This is a genomic window from Desulfosporosinus meridiei DSM 13257, from assembly GCF_000231385.2.
GTDB lineage: Bacteria > Bacillota > Desulfitobacteriia > Desulfitobacteriales > Desulfitobacteriaceae > Desulfosporosinus > Desulfosporosinus meridiei.
Genome location: NC_018515.1, coordinates 3,903,554 through 3,928,119, shown reverse-complemented (window position 1 = coordinate 3,928,119; position 24,566 = coordinate 3,903,554). Strand labels below are relative to the sequence as shown.

The 24,566-nt window shown below is 43.5% G+C and carries 24 protein-coding genes; 21 read left to right on the top strand and 3 right to left on the bottom strand.

What is annotated here, in order from left to right; translation table 11 throughout:
* From DESMER_RS18120 to hslO, 7 genes are all read left to right on the top strand, one after another.
* Positions 1 to 1,284, top strand: coding sequence for an FtsW/RodA/SpoVE family cell cycle protein (locus DESMER_RS18120; protein ID WP_014904517.1), 1,284 nt, complete (start codon positions 1 to 3; stop codon positions 1,282 to 1,284).
* The gene (locus tag DESMER_RS18115; protein ID WP_014904516.1) at positions 1,284 to 2,723 is read left to right on the top strand and encodes a peptidoglycan D,D-transpeptidase FtsI family protein; all 1,440 of its coding nucleotides are present in this window, start codon (positions 1,284 to 1,286) and stop codon (positions 2,721 to 2,723) included. The genes DESMER_RS18120 and DESMER_RS18115 overlap by 1 nt, the downstream gene beginning before the upstream one ends.
* Positions 2,720 to 4,504 (top strand): Stk1 family PASTA domain-containing Ser/Thr kinase, encoded by a 1,785-nt coding sequence (gene pknB / locus DESMER_RS18110; protein WP_014904515.1) that lies wholly within the window; start codon positions 2,720 to 2,722, stop codon positions 4,502 to 4,504. Before DESMER_RS18115 ends, pknB begins: the two co-directional genes overlap by 4 nt.
* A gap of 2 nt (positions 4,505 to 4,506) precedes the next feature.
* Positions 4,507 to 5,397 (top strand): ribosome small subunit-dependent GTPase A, encoded by an 891-nt coding sequence (rsgA, locus tag DESMER_RS18105; RefSeq protein ID WP_014904514.1) that lies wholly within the window; start codon positions 4,507 to 4,509, stop codon positions 5,395 to 5,397.
* 1 nt (position 5,398) lies between these two features.
* Positions 5,399 to 6,058: a ribulose-phosphate 3-epimerase gene (gene rpe, locus DESMER_RS18100; protein WP_014904513.1), complete on the top strand. Its 660-nt coding sequence runs from the start codon at positions 5,399 to 5,401 to the stop codon at positions 6,056 to 6,058.
* Between the two features lie 10 nt (positions 6,059 to 6,068).
* Positions 6,069 to 6,716, top strand: coding sequence for a thiamine diphosphokinase (locus tag DESMER_RS18095; protein WP_042334740.1), 648 nt, complete (start codon positions 6,069 to 6,071; stop codon positions 6,714 to 6,716).
* 619 nt (positions 6,717 to 7,335) lie between these two features.
* Entirely contained in the window at positions 7,336 to 8,211 is an 876-nt protein-coding gene (hslO, locus tag DESMER_RS18085; protein WP_014904510.1) for an Hsp33 family molecular chaperone HslO, read from the top strand.
* A gap of 549 nt (positions 8,212 to 8,760) precedes the next feature.
* On the opposite strand, the gene rpmB is transcribed toward hslO, so the two are convergent.
* On the bottom strand, positions 8,761 to 8,949 hold the full coding sequence (rpmB, locus tag DESMER_RS18080) for a 50S ribosomal protein L28 (RefSeq protein WP_014904509.1): 189 nt from the start codon (positions 8,947 to 8,949) through the stop codon (positions 8,761 to 8,763).
* A gap of 277 nt (positions 8,950 to 9,226) precedes the next feature.
* On the opposite strand from rpmB, the gene DESMER_RS18075 reads away from it, so the two are divergent.
* The 6 genes from DESMER_RS18075 to DESMER_RS18050 all read left to right on the top strand — a co-directional run bounded on the left by DESMER_RS18075 (position 9,227) and on the right by DESMER_RS18050 (position 15,949).
* Positions 9,227 to 9,583, top strand: a complete 357-nt coding sequence (locus DESMER_RS18075; protein ID WP_014904508.1) for an Asp23/Gls24 family envelope stress response protein — start codon at positions 9,227 to 9,229, stop codon at positions 9,581 to 9,583.
* A gap of 80 nt (positions 9,584 to 9,663) precedes the next feature.
* Positions 9,664 to 11,328 carry a DAK2 domain-containing protein gene (locus DESMER_RS18070; protein WP_042334738.1) on the top strand — a complete coding sequence of 555 codons (1,665 nt, stop codon included), beginning with the start codon at positions 9,664 to 9,666 and terminating at the stop codon, positions 11,326 to 11,328.
* A gap of 109 nt (positions 11,329 to 11,437) precedes the next feature.
* The gene (gene sdaAB / locus DESMER_RS18065) at positions 11,438 to 12,106 is read left to right on the top strand and encodes an L-serine ammonia-lyase, iron-sulfur-dependent subunit beta (RefSeq protein ID WP_014904506.1); all 669 of its coding nucleotides are present in this window, start codon (positions 11,438 to 11,440) and stop codon (positions 12,104 to 12,106) included.
* Positions 12,107 to 12,216: 110 nt separating this feature from the next.
* On the top strand, positions 12,217 to 13,080 hold the full coding sequence (gene sdaAA / locus DESMER_RS18060) for an L-serine ammonia-lyase, iron-sulfur-dependent, subunit alpha (protein WP_014904505.1): 864 nt from the start codon (positions 12,217 to 12,219) through the stop codon (positions 13,078 to 13,080).
* On the top strand, positions 13,077 to 15,641 hold the full coding sequence (recG, locus tag DESMER_RS18055) for an ATP-dependent DNA helicase RecG (RefSeq protein ID WP_014904504.1): 2,565 nt from the start codon (positions 13,077 to 13,079) through the stop codon (positions 15,639 to 15,641). Before sdaAA ends, recG begins: the two co-directional genes overlap by 4 nt.
* 179 nt (positions 15,642 to 15,820) lie before the next feature.
* The gene (locus DESMER_RS18050) at positions 15,821 to 15,949 is read left to right on the top strand and encodes a small, acid-soluble spore protein, alpha/beta type (RefSeq protein WP_034598600.1); all 129 of its coding nucleotides are present in this window, start codon (positions 15,821 to 15,823) and stop codon (positions 15,947 to 15,949) included.
* Between the two features lie 134 nt (positions 15,950 to 16,083).
* On the opposite strand, the gene gpr is transcribed toward DESMER_RS18050, so the two are convergent.
* Positions 16,084 to 17,070, bottom strand: coding sequence for a GPR endopeptidase (gpr, locus tag DESMER_RS18045; RefSeq protein ID WP_014904503.1), 987 nt, complete (start codon positions 17,068 to 17,070; stop codon positions 16,084 to 16,086).
* Positions 17,071 to 17,411: 341 nt separating this feature from the next.
* On the opposite strand from gpr, the gene rsmD reads away from it, so the two are divergent.
* On the top strand, positions 17,412 to 17,963 hold the full coding sequence (rsmD, locus tag DESMER_RS18040; RefSeq protein WP_014904502.1) for a 16S rRNA (guanine(966)-N(2))-methyltransferase RsmD: 552 nt from the start codon (positions 17,412 to 17,414) through the stop codon (positions 17,961 to 17,963).
* Between the two features lie 16 nt (positions 17,964 to 17,979).
* Positions 17,980 to 18,474, top strand: a complete 495-nt coding sequence (locus DESMER_RS18035) for an ATP synthase subunit B family protein (protein ID WP_042334736.1) — start codon at positions 17,980 to 17,982, stop codon at positions 18,472 to 18,474.
* A gap of 154 nt (positions 18,475 to 18,628) precedes the next feature.
* Here the strand turns inward: DESMER_RS18035 and ylbJ are convergent, their stop codons facing one another.
* Positions 18,629 to 19,777: a sporulation integral membrane protein YlbJ gene (gene ylbJ, locus DESMER_RS18030; protein WP_014904500.1), complete on the bottom strand. Its 1,149-nt coding sequence runs from the start codon at positions 19,775 to 19,777 to the stop codon at positions 18,629 to 18,631.
* Positions 19,778 to 19,848: 71 nt separating this feature from the next.
* Between ylbJ and DESMER_RS18025 the strand changes: the two genes are divergently transcribed.
* The 6 genes from DESMER_RS18025 to plsX all read left to right on the top strand — a co-directional run bounded on the left by DESMER_RS18025 (position 19,849) and on the right by plsX (position 24,540).
* Positions 19,849 to 20,613 carry a patatin-like phospholipase family protein gene (locus tag DESMER_RS18025; RefSeq protein ID WP_014904499.1) on the top strand — a complete coding sequence of 255 codons (765 nt, stop codon included), beginning with the start codon at positions 19,849 to 19,851 and terminating at the stop codon, positions 20,611 to 20,613.
* A 167-nt stretch (positions 20,614 to 20,780) separates the two neighbouring features.
* Positions 20,781 to 21,974, top strand: a complete 1,194-nt coding sequence (locus tag DESMER_RS18020) for an acetate/propionate family kinase (protein WP_014904498.1) — start codon at positions 20,781 to 20,783, stop codon at positions 21,972 to 21,974.
* An 88-nt stretch (positions 21,975 to 22,062) separates the two neighbouring features.
* Entirely contained in the window at positions 22,063 to 22,572 is a 510-nt protein-coding gene (locus tag DESMER_RS18015; RefSeq protein WP_034598606.1) for a YceD family protein, read from the top strand.
* A 32-nt stretch (positions 22,573 to 22,604) separates the two neighbouring features.
* On the top strand, positions 22,605 to 22,784 hold the full coding sequence (rpmF, locus tag DESMER_RS23250; RefSeq protein ID WP_014904496.1) for a 50S ribosomal protein L32: 180 nt from the start codon (positions 22,605 to 22,607) through the stop codon (positions 22,782 to 22,784).
* Between the two features lie 187 nt (positions 22,785 to 22,971).
* Positions 22,972 to 23,556 (top strand): transcription factor FapR, encoded by a 585-nt coding sequence (gene fapR, locus DESMER_RS18010; RefSeq protein WP_014904495.1) that lies wholly within the window; start codon positions 22,972 to 22,974, stop codon positions 23,554 to 23,556.
* Complete coding sequence (plsX, locus tag DESMER_RS18005) at positions 23,557 to 24,540, top strand: phosphate acyltransferase PlsX (protein ID WP_014904494.1); 984 nt, start codon at positions 23,557 to 23,559, stop codon at positions 24,538 to 24,540.
* Positions 24,541 to 24,566 lie beyond the last annotated feature (26 nt).

The following is a 24,566-nucleotide window of genomic DNA, read 5'->3' as shown; positions in this document are numbered from 1 at the left end:
ATGATTCTGCGTTTAATCTTACGAGTATTGATTTTAGGAATGATGTGGATAGGACTGGGTTTGCTGAATTTAGATGCTGATTCAAGCAGGCTTCTTTGGCAAGCATTAATTTTTACGGGCATTGTTCTTATTGGCAGCATCTTGGAGCACCTTTTCCATTTTCAAGGAGATCCCTATATTCTTCCTGTAGTCCAGGCTATTATGGCAATTGGGCTGATTTTTGTCGTGAGAATTAATCCGGATGTAGCTTTACATCAGTTTTGGTGGGCTAATATTGGTCAGTTAATTTTCTATGTTGTGTTATGGTCAATCAGAGATTATCGCTATTTTGGCAGGTTTAGATATATATGGGGACTCTTAGCGGTAGGCCTATTGTTAGTTACCCTTTTGTTTGGCTCGGAGCAAGGTGGGGCAACAAGTTCATTTAAGATCGCAGGGATTGGAATTCAGCCGGAAGAGTTTGTTAAGCTGGTCTTGCTTTTATTTATGGCTTCATATTTAGAAGAAAATGAAGAATTACTCCGAGTTGGGACAGTTCAATGGGGAAAAATCTCCTTGCCTGATTGGCGAACCTTAAGACCGTTTATGATTATGGTTGCTTTTGTCCTAGGGATTCTGGCTGCCCAGAAAAGCCTAGGAACAGCCTTAGTGTTTTATATGCTTTTTGTCCTCATGCTTTATGTTGTAACAGAGCGGAAGTTGTATTTAGGAATTTCGTTGCCCATTTTTCTGTTAACTGGCACTGTTGGATATATGCTTTTTAGACATGTTCGGGTTAGAGTATCCGTGTGGTTGAACCCCTGGCAAGATCCCAACGGCATGGGGTACCAGATAGCCCAATCATTGTTCGCTATCGGCGGTGGGAAAGTTTTGGGCACAGGTTTGGGGAATGGGATTGGTGCCTCGACAGTGCCTGTAGCAATAAGCGATTTTATTTTTTCTGTCATTGCCGAGGAGCTGGGATTTGCCGGAGCAATGGCTGTACTAGTGCTTTTTCTGATTGTAGTTATGAGAGCCTTCTCTATAAGTCTTAGGGCTAAAGATCGTTTTGGGCAAATTTTGGCGGCAGGGATTGGAATTCTTCTCGGTACCGAAACCCTAATAATTCTTGCCGGGGTAACAAAGTTGCTTCCTTTGACGGGAATTCCTCTTCCTTGGGTAAGTTATGGCGGTAGTTCCCTGATAGTTCATTTTATTTTATTGGGGGTTTTACTCAATATTTCTAACGCAACTGCGGTTAGTTCACACAGCAGCAAGAATCGCGGAAGGGAGTATGCAACATAATGCGAGGGGTACGTCAAGTAGCATTAGGCATGGCTTTTAGTTTTTTTGTTTTAAGTCTGGGGTTAGTGTATTGGCAGGTTGTTCAAGCAGATACGTTACTTCAGAATCCCGCGAATCGAAGATTGATTCTTATGGAAAGCCGTGTGACAAGGGGAGGAATTTTTGATCGCAACGGCGAAATAATAGCCCAAACTCAAACTGTTGAGGGAAAGAAGGTCAGAACTTACCCTAAAGGTGAAATGTTTGAACCGGTCCTGGGTTATTCATCGGTAAAGCTCGGTTCAGCGGGACTGGAGGGAAGTCTGGCTGACTGGTTATTAGGAATTAAGAATGCAACTCCGACCCAAGCAGTTCAGCAGCTTTTTGCCTTGCCGCGGCAAGGGAATGATGTGGTTCTTACTTTGGATTCACGTTTGCAGAATATAGCTTATAATGCCCTAAAAGGAAAAAAGGGAGCTGCGGTGGCTATAGATCCTCGAACAGGGGAAGTATTGGCCATGGTAAGCCAACCCAGCTTTAATCCTACTAATCTCGATCAAAGATGGAGTGAATTAATTAGCCAAGAGGAAAAGAGGTCTCTGGCTGAAAAGCAAAGACCCTTAGAGCATCGATATTTTTCCCTCTTTCCACCAGGATCGACTATGAAGGTTGTTACCTCTGCAGCGTTATTTCGGAGTGGAGTGAATACAACCGATTTATATCAATGTCAGGGATCGACAATCATTAATGGACAAGTGATTCCTGAGCAAAATGATAAAGCCCATGGCTGGGTTAATTATAATATGGCTTTGGCTGAATCCTGTAATACGTATTTTGCGACCTTCGGAGTTCAGGCCGGGGATAAGACCTTCCTTTCCGTTGTCAAAGGTTTTGGATTTGGTCAAAAGATTCCTTTCGAACTAAACGTACCCAGAAGTTCAATTACAAAGGAGTCTATGAATCCTACAACTTTAAATACAAACCTGCTGGCTGCCAGTACTTTTGGACAAGGTGAGGTTTTAGTAAGTCCTTTTCATATGGCCCTAATGACAGCGGGTATTGCCAACCACGGTGTTATTATGACACCGCATATTGTTGAGAGAGTTCTTAATTCATCACAAGATGTATTATTTGAACAGAAGCCTGAACCGTGGCTGACTGCCCTTTCTAAAGAGGAGGCAGATAAGATTACCAGTGCTATGGTCACTGCGGTAACAGACGGAACAGCCGCGCCGGGGGCCTTGCCTAATGTTCAGGTTGCAGGAAAGACAGGATCGGCAGAACCTGGAGGGGATGTATTAACCCATGCTTGGTATATTTCCTTTGCTCCGGCAGACGATCCTCAGATTGCAGTAGCTGTAATTGTAGAAAATGGAGGAACCGGAGGCGGGAACGCAGCTCCTATTGCACGACAGATTATGCAGGAAGCACTGAATCAGAAAGTGGGTGACAAAAAATGAGTAAAATCTTCGGGGGACGATACGAGGTTTTAGAGAGAATTGGAGCCGGTGGAATGGCGATTGTTTACAAGGCTAAGGATCTTTTACTTAACCGCGTTGTGACTATCAAGGTTCTCCGAGAGCAGTTTGTAACAGATGAAGACTTTATTCGTCGTTTTCGGAGGGAAGCTCAGTCTGCTGCTAGCTTGTCTCACCCCAACATTGTGTCAATATATGATGTGGGTAAAGACGGAGATACAGAATACATTGTCATGGAATTTGTGGAAGGTCGTAATCTTAAAGAGATTATTCGTGAATATGCGCCTCTTTCCACAGAGCAATCTATTAATCTTGCCCGTCAAATAACAGGTGCTATTCAAAATGCTCATGAAAATCATATTATTCATCGGGATATTAAGCCCCACAACATATTAGTCACCGCGGACGGACATGCTAAAGTAACGGATTTCGGTATTGCTCGAGCCGTATCTTCAGCTACTGTTACGCATACTGGAGATATTGTTGGTTCAGTTCATTATTTGTCACCGGAACAAGCTAAAGGAATTCAAAGCAATGAACAATCTGACATATATTCTCTGGGAATCGTGCTCTATGAACTTTTAACGGGTAAAGTGCCCTATGATGGTGAAACTCCTATCGCTATAGCGTTAAAGCACTTACAACAGGAGCCCCTTCCCCCGAGTAAGCTTAACCCTCGGATCACAAAAGACTTCGAAGCGGTCATTATGCGGGCGATTGCCAAGATGCCAGAGAAAAGGTATTTGTCAGCTAAAGAATTACTTGAAGATCTAAACCGTATTCAAGCTGGGCAGCCCATTGAGTGGTTTGGACTTTTTCCAGAGGATGATCCGGAAGCAACAAGGACTCATCAAGGGATGGGCAGGGCTCTGGCATCAATTGATGTAAAGGACTCTGCAGCGAATAAGCCCAACGATAATCTTAATAATAAACGTAAGTTTTGGATTATTGGCGGCCTTGTACTTCTCTTTGTCTTAGTTGGCGGAGGGCTTTGGTTAAAAAATTTTATTTCGGTGGAGTCTACAAAGGTTCCGGACTTAGCAGGTAAAACTGTTCCTGTTGCCGAGGATTATTTAAAACAGGCCGAATTAGTTCGTGATCCGGAGATTACCTATGAGTTTAATGATAAAGTTGAAAAGGATCGAATCATTTCCCAGGATCCTGAAGCGGAATCCTTAGTTAAGGTTGGCAGGGCTATAAAACTTACTGTTAGTAAAGGGATCGATATGGGGCAATTTCCTGATGTAAAAACAGGAAATATGTCAAAGGAACATGCTTTAAATCTCATTCAAAATGCCGGTTTTACCGGCGAAATAACATTTGTGCCTGTGCCGGATGCTAATCTGCCAAAAGATGCAGTCATTGATCAGAATCCGATGCCCAAAGCTTCTTGGCCTAAAAATGGTAATATTACTTTAACTATCAGCGTGGGCCCCCAATGGCAGACCATCAATATGCCCAATGTTATAGGTCGGTCATCTGCTGAAGCGAAAACCATACTTCAGGATCAGAATAGGCTGATTTTGAAGATTGAGACTGAAGGATCTAATACCTACCCAGTAGATGTTGTGATAAGAACGACACCTAACCCGGGGGAAAGTATTCAACAGGGTTCGGAGGTCAATGTGGTTGTCTCGAGTGGGCCGGGTCCATTGGCTCAAGGAATGTTTGATCAAGCTAGCAACAGCAAGGTAATGTTGGCTCAGTCTTTATCAAGATTTTTCAATGTTATCATCCCCAACTCAATGGTCAGTGAGGAATAGAAATGATCGATGGAGTTTTACTCAAAGGATATGGGGGCTTCTATTATGTTTACGCGGAGGGCCGAGTATGGGAATGTTCCCTGCGCGGTCGCTTTCGTGTTAAAGATCAGGATTTTATCCCAGGTGACCGGGTGAATATCCTGCCGGAACAGGAGGATAAGGCGACTATTGAGTCGGTAATAACTAGGCGGAATGTCTTGTCCCGACCAACGATAGCTAACGTAGATCAAGCAATTTTGGTTTTTGCTATGACCTCGCCTAAGCCTGATCTTAATCTTTTAGATCGCCTATTAATTCAAGTGACAGATGCAGAGATTGAGCCCATAATAGTTTTTACGAAATTAGATAAGTATAAGGAGGAGTCTGGAACTGCCCCTAAAGAGGGTCTTAAGATAACGGATGTTTACCGAAACATTGGATACACAGTATTCGAAGTTTCCAGTAAAACCGGTCAAGGGATTGCCGACATTGCTGTACGTTTGACTAATAAAATCAGTGTGCTGGCAGGTCCTTCAGGAGCAGGGAAGTCCAGCCTTTTTAATGCTCTGTCTCCTGGGATTCAGTTGAAAACAGGGGAAATTAGCAACAAATCAAAGCGTGGCCGCCATACTACACGCCATGTTGAATTAATGGTTTGTTCAGGAGGGTTAGTAGCCGACACTCCCGGCTTTTCATCGCTCTTTTTGCCAGAGATGAAGCGGGCGGAATTAGCCGATTGTTTCCCTGAATTCGCAATTCGCCGCAACCAATGCCGATTTAACAGCTGTCTACATGATAAAGAACCCAATTGTGCCATTAAGGCTGCTTTAGAGACAGGAGAAATTTCTCCTATACGTTACGACCATTACCTTATATTCTTAAAAGAAGTAATCGAAGCAGAGAGGAAGTATTAATGTGATTCAAATGGCACCTTCTATATTATCCGCGGATTTTTCTCGTCTGGGAGAACAGGTGAATTTGGTTGAAGAAGCAGGCGCTGAGGTCTTGCATATCGATATCATGGATGGACACTTTGTACCTAACCTAACCTTTGGGCCGGCCTTAGTGAAATCCATCAGGGCTCAATCACAGATGCGTTTTGACGTCCATTTAATGGTTAATGAGCCTGAAAAATTCATAGGAGATTTTGCAGCTGCCGGTGCCGACCATATCACCTTTCATTTGGAGACGACTCCTCATGTTCACCGTGTAATCCAGCAGATTAAGGAACATGGAATGACTGCTGGAGTTGCCCTTAACCCCTCCACTCCCCTTGACGGACTAAAGTATATTCTAGAAGATTTAGATATGGTGCTTTTGATGACAGTCAACCCCGGGTTTGGTGGACAAAAATTTATCACTAATGTTGTGCCCAAAATTCAGGTGCTTCACCACCATCTTACTCAAACCCGATCTGCTTGTCAGATAGAAGTGGATGGCGGCATTAACCTAGAAACGGCACCGGTGGTTGGCAAAGCTGGGGCCCATATTTTGGTTGCTGGTGCAGCTGTGTTCTCTCAACCTGATCCCCAACAGGCTGTGAAAGATATTCGCCAGGCAGCTAGCTTGAAGTAAGGTGAGTAAGATTAAAATTGCCGTTTTAGCAAATGGAGCTTGGGATCATGAATGGGGTAGGCAAGCTCTTAAAGACGTTCATTTTTTAATTTGTGCAGATGGGGGAGCGAACAATGCTGCCCTATCTTTGCGTATGCCAGATCAGGTAATTGGGGACTTAGATTCCATTTCCCCAGAGAACTTAAGTCGATGTAAAGATTCCGGATGTGTCATAGAACGTTACCCCTGTGAAAAGGATGAGACGGATCTAGAGTTAGCCCTTTTGCGCGCTGAGGAAAAGGCTGACCTGCTTGGCGAACAGGACATATGGCTGTATGGGGCAACAGGAAAGCGAATTGATCATTTCCTAGGGAATGTAGCACTGATGCTTGCTTATGCTCGGAAGGGATATCGATTGCGCGTAATTGATCCGGAACAAGAGTTATGGATTGTTCAAGGGCGGGAAGAGATGAAGGGGGCCCCTGGACAGGAAATTTCCCTGATAGCTCTTTCGGAGAAGGCCGTGGTTACGACAGAGGGGTTGTATTATCCCTTGCATAAAGGTGTTCTACTACAGGAGCGTCCTAGGGGTATTAGTAACGTTTTTATAGGTGAGAAGGCTGTAGTTGAGGTTAATGAGGGTTGGGTTATAGCGGTTTTGCCCAGGGGGAGGGCATGAAGTTGGGGAGGGCATGAAGTTGCTCCTCTCACCCGTGGCGCCGTCGCTATCGCCCTTGATTCCGAAGCGAGCTTTGGCAAACCTCTGGGCGAATCTGCATGTGAACCAGTGCCACGCTGGCGCTTCGAAATATAAGGGCGATAGACACGACTCTGCCAAAGGGTTCGCTGCGCAAAATCATGCCCTCTGGGCTGGGGACGATGGGGAGCTTGGGACGTGGGGTCGGGGGACTTGGTTTGGGGAGTGCATGAAGTTGCTCCGCTCACCCGTGGCGCCGTCGCTATCGCCCTTGATTCCGAAGCGAGCTTTGGCAAACCTCTGGGTGAATCTGCATGTGAACCAGTGCTACGCTGGCGCTTCGAAATATAAGGGCGATAAACGCAACTCTGCCAAAGGGTTCGCTGCGCAAAATCATACCCTCTGGGCAGGGGACGACTGGGGTTTGGGATGTCGGGGGCGAGTGGTTTAATGTTAAGAGAGGACTGCAGGTTTCTGGGTGGTTCTGATTTGCTTTCACTTATATAGGTGTAATGATTGCATTATAGGGATAGGCTAAGGTTATGTGCCTGGTGCTTTTGTTAATATATTTGACTAGATTTTTATAAAGGATTTGACGATTATGCAACAAGATGAATTATGGATTGGAACTATGCTTGAAGGAAATGCTCGATGGGTTTTAGTGAAGTCGACGGATACTGCAGAGGAGGCTCGCAGACGTCATGGTATGTCTCCAGTTGCTACAGCGGCTTTAGGGAGATTAATGACTGGGGCTCTTATATTAGCCAGCTCTCTCAAAGGGGATGAGAGTATTACTTTACGTTTATTAGGTGATGGTCCTTTGCAAGGGGTTGTTGCTGTGGGGAATGCGCAAGGGCAAGTGAGAGGCTATGTGCGTGAGCCATTGGTTGATCTGCCTCTTAAGGCTTCCGGCAAACTTGATGTAGGTGCTGCGGTTGGTCGTGGCGAGTTGTCCGTTAGCAGAAGCTTACAGAATGGCGAGGTTTATACAGGGATGGTTCCTTTGGTTAGCGGGGAGATCGCTGAAGACTTAGTGCATTATCTGTTGAACTCTGAACAAATTCCTTCGGCTTTGTTGCTGGGGGTTTTAGTGGAGAAAGATTATCACGTTGCGGGGGCAGGTGGGTTTTTGATCCAGTTATTGCCGGGAGCATCGGAAGAGGTTATTCAGACGATAGAAAATCTCTTGGGTCAATTAGAGACGGGCATTAGTGAGCTAGTAGCTCAGAGTGAAACTATGGATCAGCTATTGAGTCGTTTGATGGGGCAGCTTTCGTACCATGTCCTTGAACGGCGTCCTATCGGCTTTACCTGTACATGTTCAAAAGAACGGTTGAGTGGTACCTTGGTGTCCTTGGGGAAAAAAGAAATAGCAGACCTAATCTCGGATGAGAAAGCCGAGATGGTATGCCATTTTTGCAACGAGCATTATCATTTTGATGTGGATGAGCTGCAGGAGATTTGGGAGAGGGCATGATGTTGCTCCGCTCACCCATGGCGCCGTCGCTATCGCGCTCGATTCCGAAGCGAGCGTTGGCAAACCTCAGGCTTACCTGCATGTGAACCCGTGCCACGCCGGCACTTCGAAATCTGAGCGCGATTGACGCGACTCTGCCAAAAGGGTTCGTTGCGCAACATCATGCCCTCTGGGCTTGGAGACGACGGGGAGCGTGGGGCGTGAGGTCGGGGGAGGGCATGATGTTGCTCCGCTCACCCATGGCACCGTCGCTATCGCCCTTGATTCCGAAGCGAGCGTTGGCAAACCTCTGGGCTTTACTGCATGTGAACCCATGCCACGCTGGCGCTTCGAAATCTAAGCGCGATTGACGCGACTCTGCCAAAAGGGTTCACTGCGCAAAATCATGCCCTCTGGGCTGAGGTCGACGGGGAGCATGTGACGTGGGGTCGGGGGAAGAAAGAAAGTCCTCCGAAGATTTCCTTGGAGGACGTAAAGGCTTTAGATTATGTTTTTGGGATTGAGGGCAAAATGAAAAAAGCCCGAGCAAAATGTCGGGCTTTTGATTCATTAAGCGCGTTGTACTTTTCCGGAACGTAAGCATCTGGTGCAAACTTTGATCCGGGCAGGAGTGCCGTTCACAATAGCACGAACATTTTGCAAGTTTGGTTTCCAAGTTCGCTTTGTTCTTATATGAGAGTGGCTGACTTGAAATCCAGTGACTACTCCTTTGGCGCATACAGCACAAACATTAGCCATGCGCTAAACCTCCTTTGCAGCCGAAATGACACTTATACATTCTATCAAAAGTCCTTCGTATTGGCAAGCTTTCCCGGGAGAAATTTCAGGTTATCATGGGATAATAATTCTTTAAGGCTTATTAATTTGAACCAAGGTACTGTTTTCGATGTAAGTAAATAATTTTTTTGAAAAATTCTGGGATGTGAAAATTTTTTTTTACTTTTTCTTTGAACATTTTTCATTTCCTTGGTAGAATAAGTTCAACGTGGACGATACCGGAAGGGGAGGGTCCTTTATGGGAAAAGAAATTATTAATAATTTGGGTAAAATTGAAATCTCTGAAGAAGTCATTTCCACGATTGCGGGTGCCACAGCAGTTGAGTGTTACGGCTTAGTCGGTATGGCCTCACGTAAAATTACGGATGGTGTGGCTGATATGTTGGGGCGAGAGAATTTAGCCCGCGGAGTGGTGGTTACGGTTAAAGACAATGAAGTTGTTATTGACCTCTATATCATTGTTGGATATGGTGTTAAGATTTCTGAAGTTGCCGCCAGTGTTATGGAGCGCGTTCGTTATACCACTGAAAAGCTCACGGGATTAAACGTGTCCCAAGTGAATGTGAACGTAAAAGGTGTTCGCGTTTTAGAGTAGGCAAAGATTAGGGGGATACGGTTTTGAGACCAGCAGCTACAAAGATAATAAGTGTTCTTGACGGACAACTATGGAAACAAATGATGGTGTCCGGCGCGAAAGCCCTAGAACTAAAAAAGCACGATGTTGATGCTCTGAATGTGTTTCCTGTACCGGATGGAGACACGGGAACAAATATGTTCTTGACTATTCAGTCTGCGGCGAAGGATGCCGAGAAAAATAATAGCCCGTCTATCGGCGAAGTTGCATCTGCAGCGTCGATGGGCTCTTTAATGGGTGCTCGTGGAAATTCAGGAGTTATACTGTCTCAGCTATTAAGGGGTATCGCGAAAGGCTTAGAAGGGCTAAATACTGCAAATGCTCTTCAAATTGCGCAGGCTCTTCAATCGGGAGTTGACACAGCCTATAAGGCAGTCATGAAACCTGTGGAAGGTACAATTCTTACAGTTTCGAAGGAGACTGCAAGAGCTGCTTTAGCTATAGCCAAAAATGGTGGTACCATACTAGAGACTCTTCAGGAGGCCCAGAAACAGGGCTTTAAAAGTTTGGCCAAAACTCCGGAAATGCTGCCCGTACTTAAGCAGGCGGGGGTAGTAGATGCCGGGGGGCAGGGATTCCTAGTTATTTTAGGTGGATGGATTGGAGTATTAACCGGAGAAACTCTAATCGTAGAAACTCTAATCGTAGAAACTTTCAACGAAGTAGATAGTTCTTCAAAAATAGGTGATGCCGGGTCTACCGAAGCTAAACATGAGTTCCTGCAAATTGAGAACTTAGACTATCCCTATTGTACTGAATTCTTGGTAAAGGGAACGGATTTACGTGTTGAGCAAATAAAGCATGATTTATTAGATCGAGGAGATTGTCTGCTAGTAGTAGGAACACCTGAAGTTGTAAAAATTCATGTGCATGTTAAAAATCCGGGCAAGATCTTAGATTACGCTATTCAATGGGGTACATTGCACCAGGTGCAAATTCACAATATGTTAGAACAGAATGAAAATATGGCTCACTCTATGAAAGAAGACACAGATAAAAATGGGGAAGAGATTATAAGGGAAACCAAAGACGAAGAAAAGGTTCTTAAAGAATTTGGAGTAGTAGCCGTTGCAATGGGTGAGGGAATTGCTGAGGTTTTTATGAGCCTCGGAGTTGATGAAGTTGTGTATGGTGGGCAAACCATGAACCCAAGTACGGAAGACCTTTCCGAAGCAGTCCGAAAGGTTCAGGCAAAACAAGTTTTTATTCTTCCTAATAATGGAAATATCATTATGGCTGCTCGTCAGGTTAAAGATGTTGTACAAGAGCAACAAGTCCATGTAATCTCAAGTAAGTCTATACCTCAAGGGATTTCTGCGCTACTAAGCTTTAATGGCGAGGGTGACGCCGAGACGAATCTTAAAAATATGGAGCGGGGACTAAGCAGTGTTCGTTCGGGAGAGGTAACTTATGCTGTTCGGGACTCTCAATACGGAGAGTTAACGATTTTAGACGGTGATATTTTAGGCTTAGTTGAAGATGTTATAGTGACTACTGGAAAATCCATAAATGAAGTGGCAAAAGCCACACTCGATAAGATGGAATGGAAAACTCATGACTTGGTTACAATATTTTATGGAGAAGACACAAAACTTGAAGATGTTGAACGACTCCAAGATTGGCTCCGAGAAGAGAATTCGAACATTGAAGTTGAGATTCATCCCGGTAGGCAACCGCTCTACTATTATATCTTTGGTGTGGAATAGGTTAACCTCCGGAATTTATTCCGGAGGTTCTTTTATATAAGTGTAAACTAAGGTTGTGGTTTTTAGACTTGGCGTCTGCCAAGTTTTCTACATACGGGAGGGAATCGTTGTGGCAAAGAGTAATGTTTTTGATCTGCTTGGGCCAATCATGGTCGGTCCATCCAGTTCGCATACAGCGGGAGCAGTCCGCTTAGGTGGAATGGCTCGAAAGATCTTAGGGGAAGAACCTGTTGAAGGAACGATTTTTCTGCATGGTTCCTTTGCCAAGACCGGTAAAGGGCATGGCACCGATTTGGCATTACTGGCTGGTTTGCTGGGTATGCTACCTGATGATGAACGGATACCGGATGCATCGAAACTCGCTCAGGAACAGGGTCTGAGTGTAAAGTATGAAGTCATAGATCTTGGGGACGTTCATCCGAACACGGTGAAGTTTGATTTAAAGGGAAAAACAGGTGTTCATCTTCAGGTAATCGGTTCATCAATTGGCGGTGGCACTATAGTCATTGGCAAAATTAATGAATATGAAGTAGATATTCGAGGGGACTATCCCACACTTGTAGTTTTACATCAGGATCACCCAGGCGTAGTTGCCCAAGTGACTCTTCTTTTAGCAACTGCTCAAATTAACATAGCAAGTATGCGTGTTGCACGAGAAAAAAAGGGAGCTCAAGCACTGATGATCTTAGAGACTGATCAGACGATTGATAAAGCTGTTCTTGAATTAATGAGGAAATTACCTAAAATTGAACAAGCAATGGCAATCGAGCCTTTATAATAATGGCAATTATGGGCAGAAAGCACTGCTTACCGAATATCAGTACAACTACGGTTGTCGCCTGAGCCTATGGCTTGGCGTTAGCCAAGTTATTATAGGAGGAAATCAAGATGCGAGCCTATGAAGATTGGGTAATTGAGGCTGAATCTAAAGGAAAAAAACTTAGTGAAGTTATACTTGAAGATCAAATGGCAGAATTGGAGCAAACGGAAGAAACCCTTTTCGAACGAATGAATAATAACCTAAAGGTTATGAGGGGATCCGTAGAAGCAGGGTTAAGTGGGACACGGCGCTCTGTGTCAGGCCTGGTGGGAGGAGACGCTGCCAAAGTTGAAGAACACAGGAAAAAAGGCAATAGCTTAGTGGGGATGGAAATAAGCGGTGCTATTGCTAAAGCCCTTGCAGTAGCAGAAATTAATGCTTGTATGGGTAAGATCGTTGCAGCACCCACCGCAGGGTCTTGTGGAGTCCTTCCAGCAGTCTTGTTGACGGTTGAGGAGGTATGCCAGTCTTCGGATAGAGATATTATCCTAGCCCTTTTCACCGCGGCTGGATTAGGGATGGTTCTTACTGAACGTGCCAGCGTTTCAGGCGCAGAAGGTGGGTGTCAGGCTGAAATTGGCTCGGCAGCTGCTATGGCCGCAGCGGCTGCGGTTGAATTAGCGGGAGGGTCTCCACGACAGACTGCCGATGCTGCAGCAATTGCGATGAAATCAATGCTGGGTTTAGTTTGTGACCCAGTAGGAGGGTTAGTAGAGGTACCCTGTGTTAAAAGGAATGCTACAGGTGCTACTATTGCTTTAGCCGCTGCAGAAATGGCACTTTCCGGAGTGAGGAGTGCAATTCCAATTGATGAGGTAATAGATACAATGGGCCGGGTAGGTAAACAAATGCCTTGTGCTTTAAAGGAAACTGCCCAGGGTGGCTTAGCAGTGACGCCGACAGGACGACGAATTCAGGCTGATTTTCTATGAAACTTGCACAGGTTCAATTAGTTTTAAGCAATTTTCAAAGGGCATTGGTTGCCGAGGAAAGACAAGGTTTCACCAATGCGGGGGTATTAGGGGGATTTAATGCTTTTTTGAAGGGGATTATTCCCAGACTGGAAAAACTATTCCCCGGTAAGGATCTGGAGTTACTGAGTAAGCTGGCGCAAAACTATTCGAGTTTAAGTCCTCTTCGACGTAGAGAAGCCTTTTCCGAACTTCGAAGGTTTATGACAGAAATAACAGGTGAAGTAGAGCAGACCGCTACAGACAGTGTTTTAGCTGAAAATGAACGTACCTCTAGTAAGAAAGGATTTTCGGAAAATGGGATACCTAAAAGGGATAATCCTCTAATGTCTCTCGAGGAAAAGCGGAATTTTGACGTTAATGAGTATGGGTCTTTTAGACAAATGCCGAGAAAAACGGAGAATCTACAAGATCATGGTAAGCTTAATACAAGCCAGGGACGTCAATTTACAAATTCGTCTTTGGAGGATCAAAAAAGTTCTAAGAGTAAGACTATAGCCCAAAAAGATAACCCCTTACAATTTCTCAAAGGGGTTGGTCCGGAAAGGGCCAAGTTGCTGGGACAGCTTGGGATACATACTATAAAAGATTTGCTGGAATATTATCCGCGAAGGTATGAGGATCGTCGTAAGCGGATGATTAGCGAGCTGAAAGACGGAGAATTAGCAACCGTTGAGGGAAAAGTAGTCGCGGGGAATGTGCTTAGTGGCAAGCTGAAAGTGGTAAAGTTAAGTATCGAGCAATCTGGCCGCTTACTTCAGGCAACTTGGTTTAATCAACCATTTATTCTCAAACAATACCCGGTGGGGACTCAAGTTATAGTGACAGGGAAAGTGAATTGGCAGCAACAGACACCGGAGTTATTGGCGACAGATATCGAAAAGGTGAATGTTAATAGTTCGTCGGATAACTCTAACCAAGGACAAACGATTTTACCAGTCTATCCGGAGACAGCCCGCCTATCTTCTAAAGTGATCCGGAGCTTAATGCAAGGAGTGCTAAAGAATGTAGAGCGAGAGTTTCCTGAGATCTTACCCTCTGAGGTATCAGGAGATTGGATGGAACGTTCTCTCGCTCACCGAGAGATTCATTTTCCCAAGACTTATACCAGCCTATCCCAGGCAAGGGAACGATTGGTTTGGGAAGAGGTTCTTTTTTTGCAATTAGCAGTCGCTGGGTTGCGCCAAGGAATTATTCGGACTGGAAGTCCCTCTCTTACTGGTGGAGAAGAATTGCTTCAGAGTTTTTACAAAGGCTTGCCTTTTGAACTAACTTTGGCTCAGCAGCGTGTAATTCAAGAGATATTCAATGATTTATCTAGATCGCAAGGAATGGCTCGCTTGGTTCAAGGAGATGTGGGATCTGGTAAGACCGCAGTTGCTATGGCAGCATTATTGCGTGCGGTGGGTTCGGGGTATCAAGGGGCCATGATGGCACCAACAGAAATTTTGGCGATACAACATTTTAACGCTCTTGAGAAAGTATTCACCCCTTTGGGCATTTGTGTGGTTTGTTTGCTAGGAAGTCAGAGTAAGAGTTCTCGAGAGAGTATATTGGAGATGATTGCCAGCGGCAAGGCCCATGTTGCCGTTGGAACCCATGCGCTTATCCAAGAGACAGTTGTGTTTAAAGCCCTCGGACTTGCTGTCACCGATGAACAACATCGCTTTGGTGTGAGACAGCGCTCTTTGTTACAAAGCAAAGGAGAAAGTCCTCATGTTTTAGTGCTTACCGCCACTCCAATACCGAGAACCTTAGCCTTGACACTTTATGGGGATTTGCAGCTTTCAATCCTTGATGAGATGCCTGTGGGGCGAAAATCTATAATTACTAGAAAGTTGACAGAACGAGCACGTCCGAAAATGGAAAAATTCCTAGATGAGCAAATTAATCTAGGCAGGCAAATTTACGTGGTTTGTCCATTGGTAGAAGAATCCGAAACTCTGGATATTATTTCAGCAACCCAGAAAGTGACAGAACTTCGGGAGAGGTTTCCTGATCACCGCATCTCCCTTTTACATGGCAAAATGAAGGGGTTGGAAAAGGAAGAAATTATGGCGGCCTTTAATGCTGGAAATATTGATATACTGGTAGCTACTACAGTAGTGGAAGTGGGAGTAAATGTACCCAATGCCTCAGTTATGGTTATTGAATCAGCTGAGCGGTTTGGCCTTGCCCAATTACACCAACTAAGAGGACGAGTTGGTCGGGGGAGTGAACAGTCTTATTGTTTTTTAATGTCGGGAGGCAAGGGAAGTCAACGCTTAGATATCCTTTGTCAGACTGAAGATGGCTTTAAAATTGCTGAAGAGGATATGCGTCTAAGAGGAACCGGGGAGTTATTAGGGATTAGACAGCATGGATTAGCTGAATTGCGTCTTGCTGATCTTTCTCGAGATGGACACCTTGTTGAAAAAGCTTATCAGATGGCCCAAAAGATTTTGCAAAGTCCTGAGAGGTATGATTTGCTTCTTAAAGAAGTACAATTAAGGTTTCCTCCGGAGGATATCGGGGTACATTAGGCAAATTGTTAAATATAAGTAACTGACCATTGTTATTTTACTCTCTTTTTTGGGAGGAATTGCCGAGTATGAACTTAATCATAATGTCTAATAATAAGAGCAAATCTTAAAAAGAATTTAATAAGCAGACAGTAGCGAAGTAGGTCTGCTGTTCTAAAAAATCTAAGGAGGGGAAACTTTTGGCTAAATCGACTAAACCAATGATTCCGTTGACACCCGAGTTAGAGAGGTTCAAGTACGAGGTTGCTCAAGAGATTGGAATAGCTAATCGAAAACACAAAAGTTTCCCGAATTCGCCACAGGAATAGAATAATGTGAAAGGGTCAGGTTTTATCCTGACCCTTTCATAAATTTTTAAACAACTACCATTGCTCATATCCCGAGAATAGCTAAAATTGTTAAAAACCAACGTTAAACAGCCCAAAAACAAATTTGTTCTTCGCTATTGCAAATACCGCTCATAGTCTTCCCGATCAATTCCGGGATGTAAGCTGATAGCTAAAGAGCCGGCAATAATCTTAGCAACAATTTTAATGAGAGAGTCGATCTCTTTAGGTGTCACCATTAGATTGCCTTGAAATGGAGATAGAACATCGTCGATGATTTGACTAAATACTTCGGGTTTTATTCCCTTATAGAGTTTGTAGAGCTGAGGACTGGTTACGAATTCTTTAAATACACCTTCCACTGCATCGTGGGCAATGATACCTGCATTAACAACCGTCGGAAGCCCAATTGCAATTACTTTGCAACCGATTGTTTCTTCAGTGATCCCAGCTCTTCTATTACCGACGCCTGAACCAGGGTGAATTCCGGTATCTGATAGCTGTATGCTTGTACCAACTCGTTCCAGGGAGCTAGCGGCCAAGGCATCAATGGCAATAACTAAATCCGGTTTGACATGTTCTACAAGTCCCTTAATTATTTCGGCGGTTTCAATACCGGTAAGACCTAGGACTCCTGGGGCAATAGCGCTTATTTTTCGCAACTGTCCTTTTAACTCATCGGGAGATAGTTTAAACAGATGACGTGTCACCATCGTTTTGTCGATAACTTGAGGGCCTAGAGCATCGGGAGTTGCATTCCAATTACCCAAGCCGACGATTAGTATACTGGCGTCTTCCTTGAGATTCATCAACTCAATTAATCTATCAGCAAGAACATGTGTAATATCTTCATGAACTATATAATTGTTTGTTCGTATTTCAGGAGCATCAATGGTTATGTATTGCCCTTTTGGCTTGCCTATAGCTTCTACACCTTCATCAGTTTCAACCGTGATAATAGTAACTTTAGCGTGTTCAAGTTGTTGTTCATTCATCAAGACGCCCGGTATTTCTTCCCCACTTTCTCCACGTAACATCTGGTGTGCTTCAACTGCCAGATCAAGTTTTACGTTAAGATGTTGATAAAGTTCTGATTTTTTCATGGTTTAAACTCCTTTATTCTTTAGAATATAATAATGGCAATTGTAAAAAAGTCACTGGGGCTGTTTAAGCACCCAGTGAACAGAGGAAAAACGAAGGAAGAGCTGGATGGGGGAAGGCATTCGATGAGTTATATGGTTTCATCATTAGCCAAGTCTAGTATGTGATAAAATGTAAAACGATATACTTAATACAAGGAATTTAGTCCTTGCCTGTGGTATACTAATTTTATAGAAAACAATATATATTGAGTCTTAAATTTAAAAATATTAAAAAAAACTTAAATAGGACAAGCCCTTGTAGCTGTTAAATTATTACTGCTATAATGTATCTTGGAGGATTTATGCGGATTATTGCTGGAGAAATGCGTGGTCGACAACTTAAGGCAGTTGAAGGAATACATACTCGCCCAACCTCGGACAAAGTAAAAGGCGCGATTTTTAGCGTACTTGGAGAAAAGGTCATAAATTCTCGGGTATTAGATCTTTTTGCAGGAACGGGGAACTTGGCTATCGAAGCCCTTTCCAGAGGCTCTCGTGAAGCAGTTTTGGTAGAAAAAAATTATGACGCGTATCAAGTTATTCAGAGAAATCTGAGTCTTCTTGGAGTAGCTGGTAAAACAAAATTACATTTGATGGATGCTTTTAAGTTCATTGATAGATATCCAAATGAAGTTTTTAACCTCATCTTTTTGGATCCCCCCTATCGGCAGGAACTTATTCCCAGAGTAATCCAATCTATAAAGGATTTTGCCTACTTAACACCTGACGGAGTGATTGTCGCTGAGACTGCCAAAGATGAAGATTTAACAGGAGTTATTTATCCCTTCGAAATTCGCAAAACAGGGGAATATGGAGATACGAAAATATGGTATCTACAGAGAATGGATGTATGACGAGGGAGAGGATATAATGGAAACTGATATTCAAAGTTTAATCAATGAAGTCGAGGAAATTGTAGATCATGGGACTAAGATTCCTATGACAGGTAAGGTTTTGGTTGATGATGCTGTAATCTTTGAATTGCTGGATCGTGTGCGGGCAGCTTTGCCAGAAGAAATCACCAATGCCAAATGGGTTTTAAAAGAGAGACAGCGTATTTTAGATGAAGCACAGACAGAAGCACAAAAACTTATTGAACAAGGAAAAACCTATGTTGATAAGATGGCTTTAGAAAATGAAGTGGTTAAACAAGCTCAGGACTATGGGGAAAACATTGTTAAACAGGCCCAAACATTTGCCAGGGAAGTAAAAACTGGCGCTGTTCAATATGCTGATGAAATGCTTAAACATGTTGAGAAAAGCCTGTATGAAACCCTGCAGGCCTTACGTCAGAACAGAGAAGAGCTGAAGGGGTTAGCAAAAGAAGAGCGAACCGGTCGGTCTGAAGTGGAGGAGAGTGAGTAAAGTACTCACTCTTTTTCCTTGTGCTTTATAGTATAAGGTCGTAGCTTTCAGAAGTGTAAGAACTGAAGCAGCGTCTTGCTGGGGACTTAGGACCTCAGTTTCATTACTTGATTTGAAAATATGACTTATTTGTTATATAGTAGATTCCTATCGCCTAGTTGCGAAAGCGAACAATAGCGAGAATGGAAAGAATAGACATGCAACCTAAGAATACCAGAGCACTTATCTGCCAACTATTCCAGAAAAGGGTCGACGGGTCAACAATTCGAACTGGTAGGCCTGAGGTGGGAACCTTTGCAACTGAAAGGAAAATCTGACTAAGCCCAAGAGCGATGAACCCATGAAGAACTCTGGCTATTAAAAATGAGGAAAAGCGTAAGTCGGTGCTACTAATCAAACCGGCAATTTGGGCAAATACTGAAAGTCCACCCCAGCCCATAATAAGGGCGAGCATGGCAACTTGCTGATTGAGTGTCGAAAGAGCTTGAATTGCTTCTTGACATCCTAGGGTCATTTCAAAGAGTCCGTTAAAAAAAGCCTGTAGAACGGGAATTTCTAAAATTTGGATAATCCTGTGGCTGAGGGTAGCTAATAATAAAGGAACGTGCCAAAGATTTAATAGACGAAGGATTACTGAAAAAATTGCCATAAAACCTGCTACCATAAGGACTGTGTTTGTACTTTGCTTAACTGAATCACTTAGGATTTGCCCAAATGAGCGGTTTTCTCTGTTTTGGGCATGTTTCATCTCCTGCCAAGCTCTTCTAAATGAAGGGATTGAAGAACTTTGCTGGGATATAGGAGCTGCCTTATAGAATCGAAAGAGAAATCCAACAATCAAATTTGAAAGATACACAGAACCTGCTAAAACTATCCCTAGTGTCGGTTCACCGAGCATACCGGAAGCGACTGCCCCGAACATAAAGCCCGGACTGGGATTGTTAGTAAATGCTAAGAGACGTTCCCCTTCTTCGCGGGTTATTTCTTTGTCGTTGCGCAGCTTAGCAGTAAGTACTGCCCCCATAGGAAATCCTGAAGTATATCCCATGGCCACAACAAAGGCCGCTTTGCCGGGAAGGCGAAAAACTGGACGCATAAAAGACTCCAGAAGAACTCCTAAAAAGTGGACGAAACCAGAGGCCATCAAAAGTTCTGAAAGAACAAAGAACGGGAGTAATGCAGGGAGGACGAAGTGCCACCAGAGAGTTAGGCCTTCACCGGCTGAGCGGAGGACTTCCTGTGGATATATAAACATTCCCAGGGCAAGAAGACTTAAAGCCAGGACACGAATGAGATTGGACATGAAAACCCACCTTCCTTCATAATTTATATGGAAGAATGGCTGTCCCTAGAAGTCTTGGGGAGGGAAAATCTGTGAATCCAATAAAGGGGCTTGTTTTAGGTGCCGGAGGTGCACGGGGGTTTGCTCATTTAGGTTTTTTGCAAGTGCTTCAGGAAGAAAAGATAAGTATGGATCTCGTAGTCGGGTGTAGTGCTGGGGCTATATTCGGTGCCTTATGGTGCGCTGGTATGGATCTCTATCGCGTTGAGCGTCTGTTGACCTACCCGGGGTTTGCCAAAAAAGTATTAGATCCAGCCGTTTCCAAAGAAGGATTAATCAAAGGGGATAGGATACTAGAAGTTCTGCGTCTTTTAACCAGAGATATGACCTTTGCTGATCTTAAACTTCCCTTAGCTATTGTGGCGACAGATCTTGAAACAGGGGAACTTGTTATATTTAAAGAAGGGAGTGTAGCTCAAGCAGTTCGGGCCAGCATTTCGATTCCTGGCTTTTTTAAACCTTACCGTTATCAAGGTCGGCTTTTGGTTGACGGGGCTGTTAAAAATCGATTACCCATTCATGTTGCCCGGGAAATGGGAGCAGAAAAAGTTTTAGCTGTCGATGTTAAAAAAGGGTTGATGAATAAACTCAACAGTGCTATGGACATCTTGCTGCAATCCATCGAGATTTTAGAGGATGAAGTATTTCGGGTGCAATGTCATGGAGCTGATCTGCTATTACAACCTGATATTGGACATATCGGAAGTTTCCAGTTTGATCGAGCCGAAGAAGGCATTAGGCTGGGACGAAATATTGCGTTGACGAAATGTTCTGAGATTAAGAGAATAATGGCGTAAGGGGTTAAAAAAGCTTGGTTTTTATGCTACACTTTATAAATGAAACAACCTGTGTGGAAAGAAATGGCGTTATTATCTAAATGGAAATTTCTTTTTTCGGGGAAGACTATATTTTATTAAATCTTATTTATATTATTTTTAGCTTGGATAATAAAGGGGTATAGAAAATGAAGATTCTAGTTATTAATTGTGGAAGCTCTTCGCTAAAATATCAGGTTATAGATATGGCGACAAAAAATGCCATAGGAAAGGGTCTGGTTGAACGAATAGGACTTCCGGGATCGGTGCTTACTCATCGCACTGGATCTGGCGATAAGGAAGTTATCACGGCTGAGATTACAAATCATACTGTGGCTATTAAACTTGTCTTGGAAGCATTAGTATCCCCTCTCTATGGTGTTATTAAAGATCTAAAAGAAATCTGTGGGATAGGGCATCGAGTAGTTCATGGAGGGGAAAAGTTTTCTAAGTCTGTAGTTATTGATGAAGGGGTCATGAAAGCCCTTAAAGAATGTGTAGAGTTGGCTCCTTTGCACAATCCTCCCAATATTGCTGGAATTATGGCTTGCCAAAAAATGATGCCGGGGGTTCCGCAAGTAGCTGTGTTTGACACGGCTTTTCATCAAACCATGAGACCTAACAGTTATATTTATGGATTGCCGTATGATTATTATAAGAAATATGGAATTCGGAAATATGGTTTCCACGGAACATCTCATAAATATGTCAGTCAAAGAGCTGCAGTTCTTCTTCAAAAGCCTTTAAGTGATCTGAAACTAATTAGCTGTCACTTAGGTAACGGCGCTTCAATTTGTGCTATTCGCGGGGGGAAATCAATAGAAACTTCTATGGGCTTTACGCCTTTAGACGGCCTTATGATGGGTACTCGTTCAGGTGCTTTAGATCCGGCAATTGTAACCTATATCATGTGCAGAGAAAACTTTACCGTTGACCAAATGAATGATTTTTTAAATACTAAGTGTGGTGCCTTAGGGGTTTCGGGAGTAAGCTCAGATTTCAGGGATATTGAAGTAGCGGCTGGCCAAGGGCACGAACGTGCACGACTTGCTTTAGATATTTTTGAACATGATGTCAGACAATTCATAGGTGCGTATGCTGCTGTACTGGGTGGTGTCGATGCAATTATATTTACTGCAGGGGTTGGAGAGAACTCTGGACCTATGCGGGAAGCTATTTGTAAAAACCTCGATTACATTGGAGTAGATCTGGATGCTGAGAAAAACAAGGTCAGAAGCGAGGAAGTAGATGTTTCGAAACCAAACGCTCGTTGTCGCACCTTGGTGATTCCGACTAATGAGGAATTAATGATTGCTTTAGAAACTCATGACTTAATTCAATAGTTTTAGTGCATAGTAGCTATGTAAAGAGTTTTCCTTGACAAAGAAAATTGTGCCAACTATAATAATGAATGTGTATTGGGGTGGTATTATGAAAGTGAACGTAGCCCAGGTTCGTTTAAATGGTGGAGAAACTGTCCATTATGACTTAGTGGAGGATTTTTCTGCTCTCGATTTGGGAATGGAATCAATCTCTTTTCAAGCACCGGTACACGTCCAACTTCAGGTGAACAACACCAGTAGAGCTATGTTAGTAAAAGGAACTATTCACACAGAGCTTAAAGCAACCTGTGGACGCTGTTTAGAATCGTTCATTTATCCTGTAGAACTTCTTTATGAAGATGAGTGGGCATTTCGGGCGTTAGCAACAGAAGATCTCCTTGAGACAGCACTCCTTTTAGACAAAGATGAGATCGATATAAAGGATCGAATTTTTGAACAAATTGTGTTAGCTTTACCGATGAAGTTTATTTGTTCAGCAGAATGTCATGGGCTCTGCCCAACCTGTGGTGTAAATAGAAATCTAACTCCATGTAATTGCGAGGAAGGTACAGTTGACCCCCGGTTAGCAGCACTGGCCAAGTGGCAATCCAATGACTGATTAATTTCAGAAAACATAAAGGGGGTGTAATTATGGGTGTTCCGCAACATCGACAATCAAAATCAAGGGTTCGTAAACGTCGGGCTATGTGGAAAATAACCGCACCAAACCACATCGAATGCCCCCAATGCCATAAACCAAAAATGCCGCATTATATTTGCCCTAGCTGTGGGTATTATAATTCTAAGGCTGTTATTACAGTGGAATCATAAGGTATGGCACATGAAACCAAGAGCTCTTTTGAGAGGGGCTCTTGGTTTTTTGCATGTCCAACAAGTTATGCGGACTCATTTCATGATTCGACAGGTTAAATTCTTGATAAGAGAGATTATATAGTTTATAATTGTGACCAGGTACTAATTTAATCCTACTAAACACAGCAAGAAATTGGTGATATAGATGACCCGGTATAGCAAAGAGGAACGCCGAAAGCTTTTAAAAGAGGCTCTTGCGGAGAATCCGTTTTTTACAGATGAGGCTCTTTCGAATCGATTTAAAGTCAGTGTTTCGACAATTCGATTAGACCGCGGAGAACTCCGGATTCCTGAGGTTCGGGAGCGGACTCGAGCAGTCGCTCAGGAAGCGTATTCTAGCTTAAAGTCCTTAGATGATCAGGAACTAATCGGGGAATTGCTGGAACTTGTAATTGGAGAAAGAGCTTGTTCAAAGCTTGTCGTTGATGAGAGTATGGTACTCACTAAAGCTAGAGTAGCAAGAGGCCATTATTTATTTGCTCAAGCTAATTCACTGGCCATTGCTTTAGTGGACGCCAAAATGGCTTTGACAGGTAGTGTTGAATTAAAATTTATTAGGCCCGTCCAGTTAGGGGAAGTTGTTCTAGCAAAAGGCGTAGTCCTTAAGCGCAAGCTTAATAAATATTGGGTTGAAATAAGGTTAAGTGTTGGAGCGGAGGATGTACTTCGTGGAAACTGGGTACTTTTTGCTATAGAGGATACGGCAGGTATAAGGGGGGAGATGGAGTAGATGAAAATTGCAGTGGATGCCATGGGTGGGGATTATGCTCCTGAAGAGATTATTAAAGGAGCCATAATTGCTGCCGAAGCAAGTCCTGATGTTCAAATTATATTAGTCGGGCAAAAAGAACATATGCAAAAGTTTTTATCAGGCTCGCTGCCAAAAAATATATCTCAGTATGAAGCATCGGAAGTTATAGCAATGGATGAGCATCCGGCCAATGCAGTGCGGAAGAAAAAGGATTCTTCTATAGTTGTCGCTACACGGTTAGTTAAACAAGGTGAAGCAGATGCCGTCGTAAGTGCTGGAAGTACAGGTGCCCAAATGGCTGCTGCCCTTTTAGGCTTGGGGCGTATTAAAGGAATTGAACGACCGGCTATTGCTACTATCCTGCCAACTCCTGAAGGTGGAAAGCTAATTCTCGATGTGGGAGCAAATATGGATGCCACTCCAGAACAGCTTTGTCAATATGGATTAATGGGCAGCATCTATGCTGCAAAGATTTTAGGGATTTCTAATCCTCGGGTTGGACTGCTTAATGTAGGCGGCGAAGAAGGGAAAGGAAATGATTTAGCCCAAAAGGCCTACCAGCTGTTAAAGGCTAGTCCTATTAATTTTATCGGCAATGTTGAGGGGCGGGATGTTCCCTACGGACGGGCAGATGTAGTTGTTTGTGAAGGATTTACTGGCAATATCCTCCTGAAAACAGCAGAAGGTCTTGCCGGAGTATTGTTTCAGCAGATAAAGGAGAAGATTACTTCGAACATGGTACGTAAGCTTGGTGCCTTAGCTGTCAAACCCGGGTTAAAAGAGATTGCCCAAATGATGGATTATGCTGAATATGGTGGAGCGCCACTACTTGGAGTCAATGGTATCAGCATTATTTGTCACGGAAGTTCTAAAGCCAAGGCGATCACTAATGCCATTCGGGTAGCTCAAGAATGTGTGCAAGTGCGTTTGATCGAACAAATTCGCGACGACCTCCCTAAATGAGTTTGATTTAACTAGTTAACGAGAAA

What these genes read in the sequence shown, in the direction of transcription:
- DESMER_RS18120 (WP_014904517.1), top strand. Translation starts at nt 1, where the DNA reads ATGATTCTGCGTTTAATCTTACGAGTATTGATTTTAGGAATGATGTGG.
- DESMER_RS18115 (WP_014904516.1), top strand. Translation starts at nt 1,284, where the DNA reads ATGCGAGGGGTACGTCAAGTAGCATTAGGCATGGCTTTTAGTTTTTTT.
- pknB (WP_014904515.1), top strand. Translation starts at nt 2,720, where the DNA reads ATGAGTAAAATCTTCGGGGGACGATACGAGGTTTTAGAGAGAATTGGA.
- rsgA (WP_014904514.1), top strand. Translation starts at nt 4,507, where the DNA reads ATGATCGATGGAGTTTTACTCAAAGGATATGGGGGCTTCTATTATGTT.
- hslO (WP_014904510.1), top strand. Translation starts at nt 7,336, where the DNA reads ATGCAACAAGATGAATTATGGATTGGAACTATGCTTGAAGGAAATGCT.
- rpmB (WP_014904509.1), bottom strand. Translation starts at nt 8,949, where the DNA reads ATGGCTAATGTTTGTGCTGTATGCGCCAAAGGAGTAGTCACTGGATTT.
- DESMER_RS18075 (WP_014904508.1), top strand. Translation starts at nt 9,227, where the DNA reads ATGGGAAAAGAAATTATTAATAATTTGGGTAAAATTGAAATCTCTGAA.
- DESMER_RS18070 (WP_042334738.1), top strand. Translation starts at nt 9,664, where the DNA reads ATGATGGTGTCCGGCGCGAAAGCCCTAGAACTAAAAAAGCACGATGTT.
- sdaAA (WP_014904505.1), top strand. Translation starts at nt 12,217, where the DNA reads ATGCGAGCCTATGAAGATTGGGTAATTGAGGCTGAATCTAAAGGAAAA.
- recG (WP_014904504.1), top strand. Translation starts at nt 13,077, where the DNA reads ATGAAACTTGCACAGGTTCAATTAGTTTTAAGCAATTTTCAAAGGGCA.
- gpr (WP_014904503.1), bottom strand. Translation starts at nt 17,070, where the DNA reads ATGAAAAAATCAGAACTTTATCAACATCTTAACGTAAAACTTGATCTG.
- rsmD (WP_014904502.1), top strand. Translation starts at nt 17,412, where the DNA reads ATGCGGATTATTGCTGGAGAAATGCGTGGTCGACAACTTAAGGCAGTT.
- DESMER_RS18035 (WP_042334736.1), top strand. Translation starts at nt 17,980, where the DNA reads ATGGAAACTGATATTCAAAGTTTAATCAATGAAGTCGAGGAAATTGTA.
- ylbJ (WP_014904500.1), bottom strand. Translation starts at nt 19,777, where the DNA reads ATGTCCAATCTCATTCGTGTCCTGGCTTTAAGTCTTCTTGCCCTGGGA.
- DESMER_RS18020 (WP_014904498.1), top strand. Translation starts at nt 20,781, where the DNA reads ATGAAGATTCTAGTTATTAATTGTGGAAGCTCTTCGCTAAAATATCAG.
- DESMER_RS18015 (WP_034598606.1), top strand. Translation starts at nt 22,063, where the DNA reads ATGAAAGTGAACGTAGCCCAGGTTCGTTTAAATGGTGGAGAAACTGTC.
- rpmF (WP_014904496.1), top strand. Translation starts at nt 22,605, where the DNA reads ATGGGTGTTCCGCAACATCGACAATCAAAATCAAGGGTTCGTAAACGT.
- fapR (WP_014904495.1), top strand. Translation starts at nt 22,972, where the DNA reads ATGACCCGGTATAGCAAAGAGGAACGCCGAAAGCTTTTAAAAGAGGCT.
- plsX (WP_014904494.1), top strand. Translation starts at nt 23,557, where the DNA reads ATGAAAATTGCAGTGGATGCCATGGGTGGGGATTATGCTCCTGAAGAG.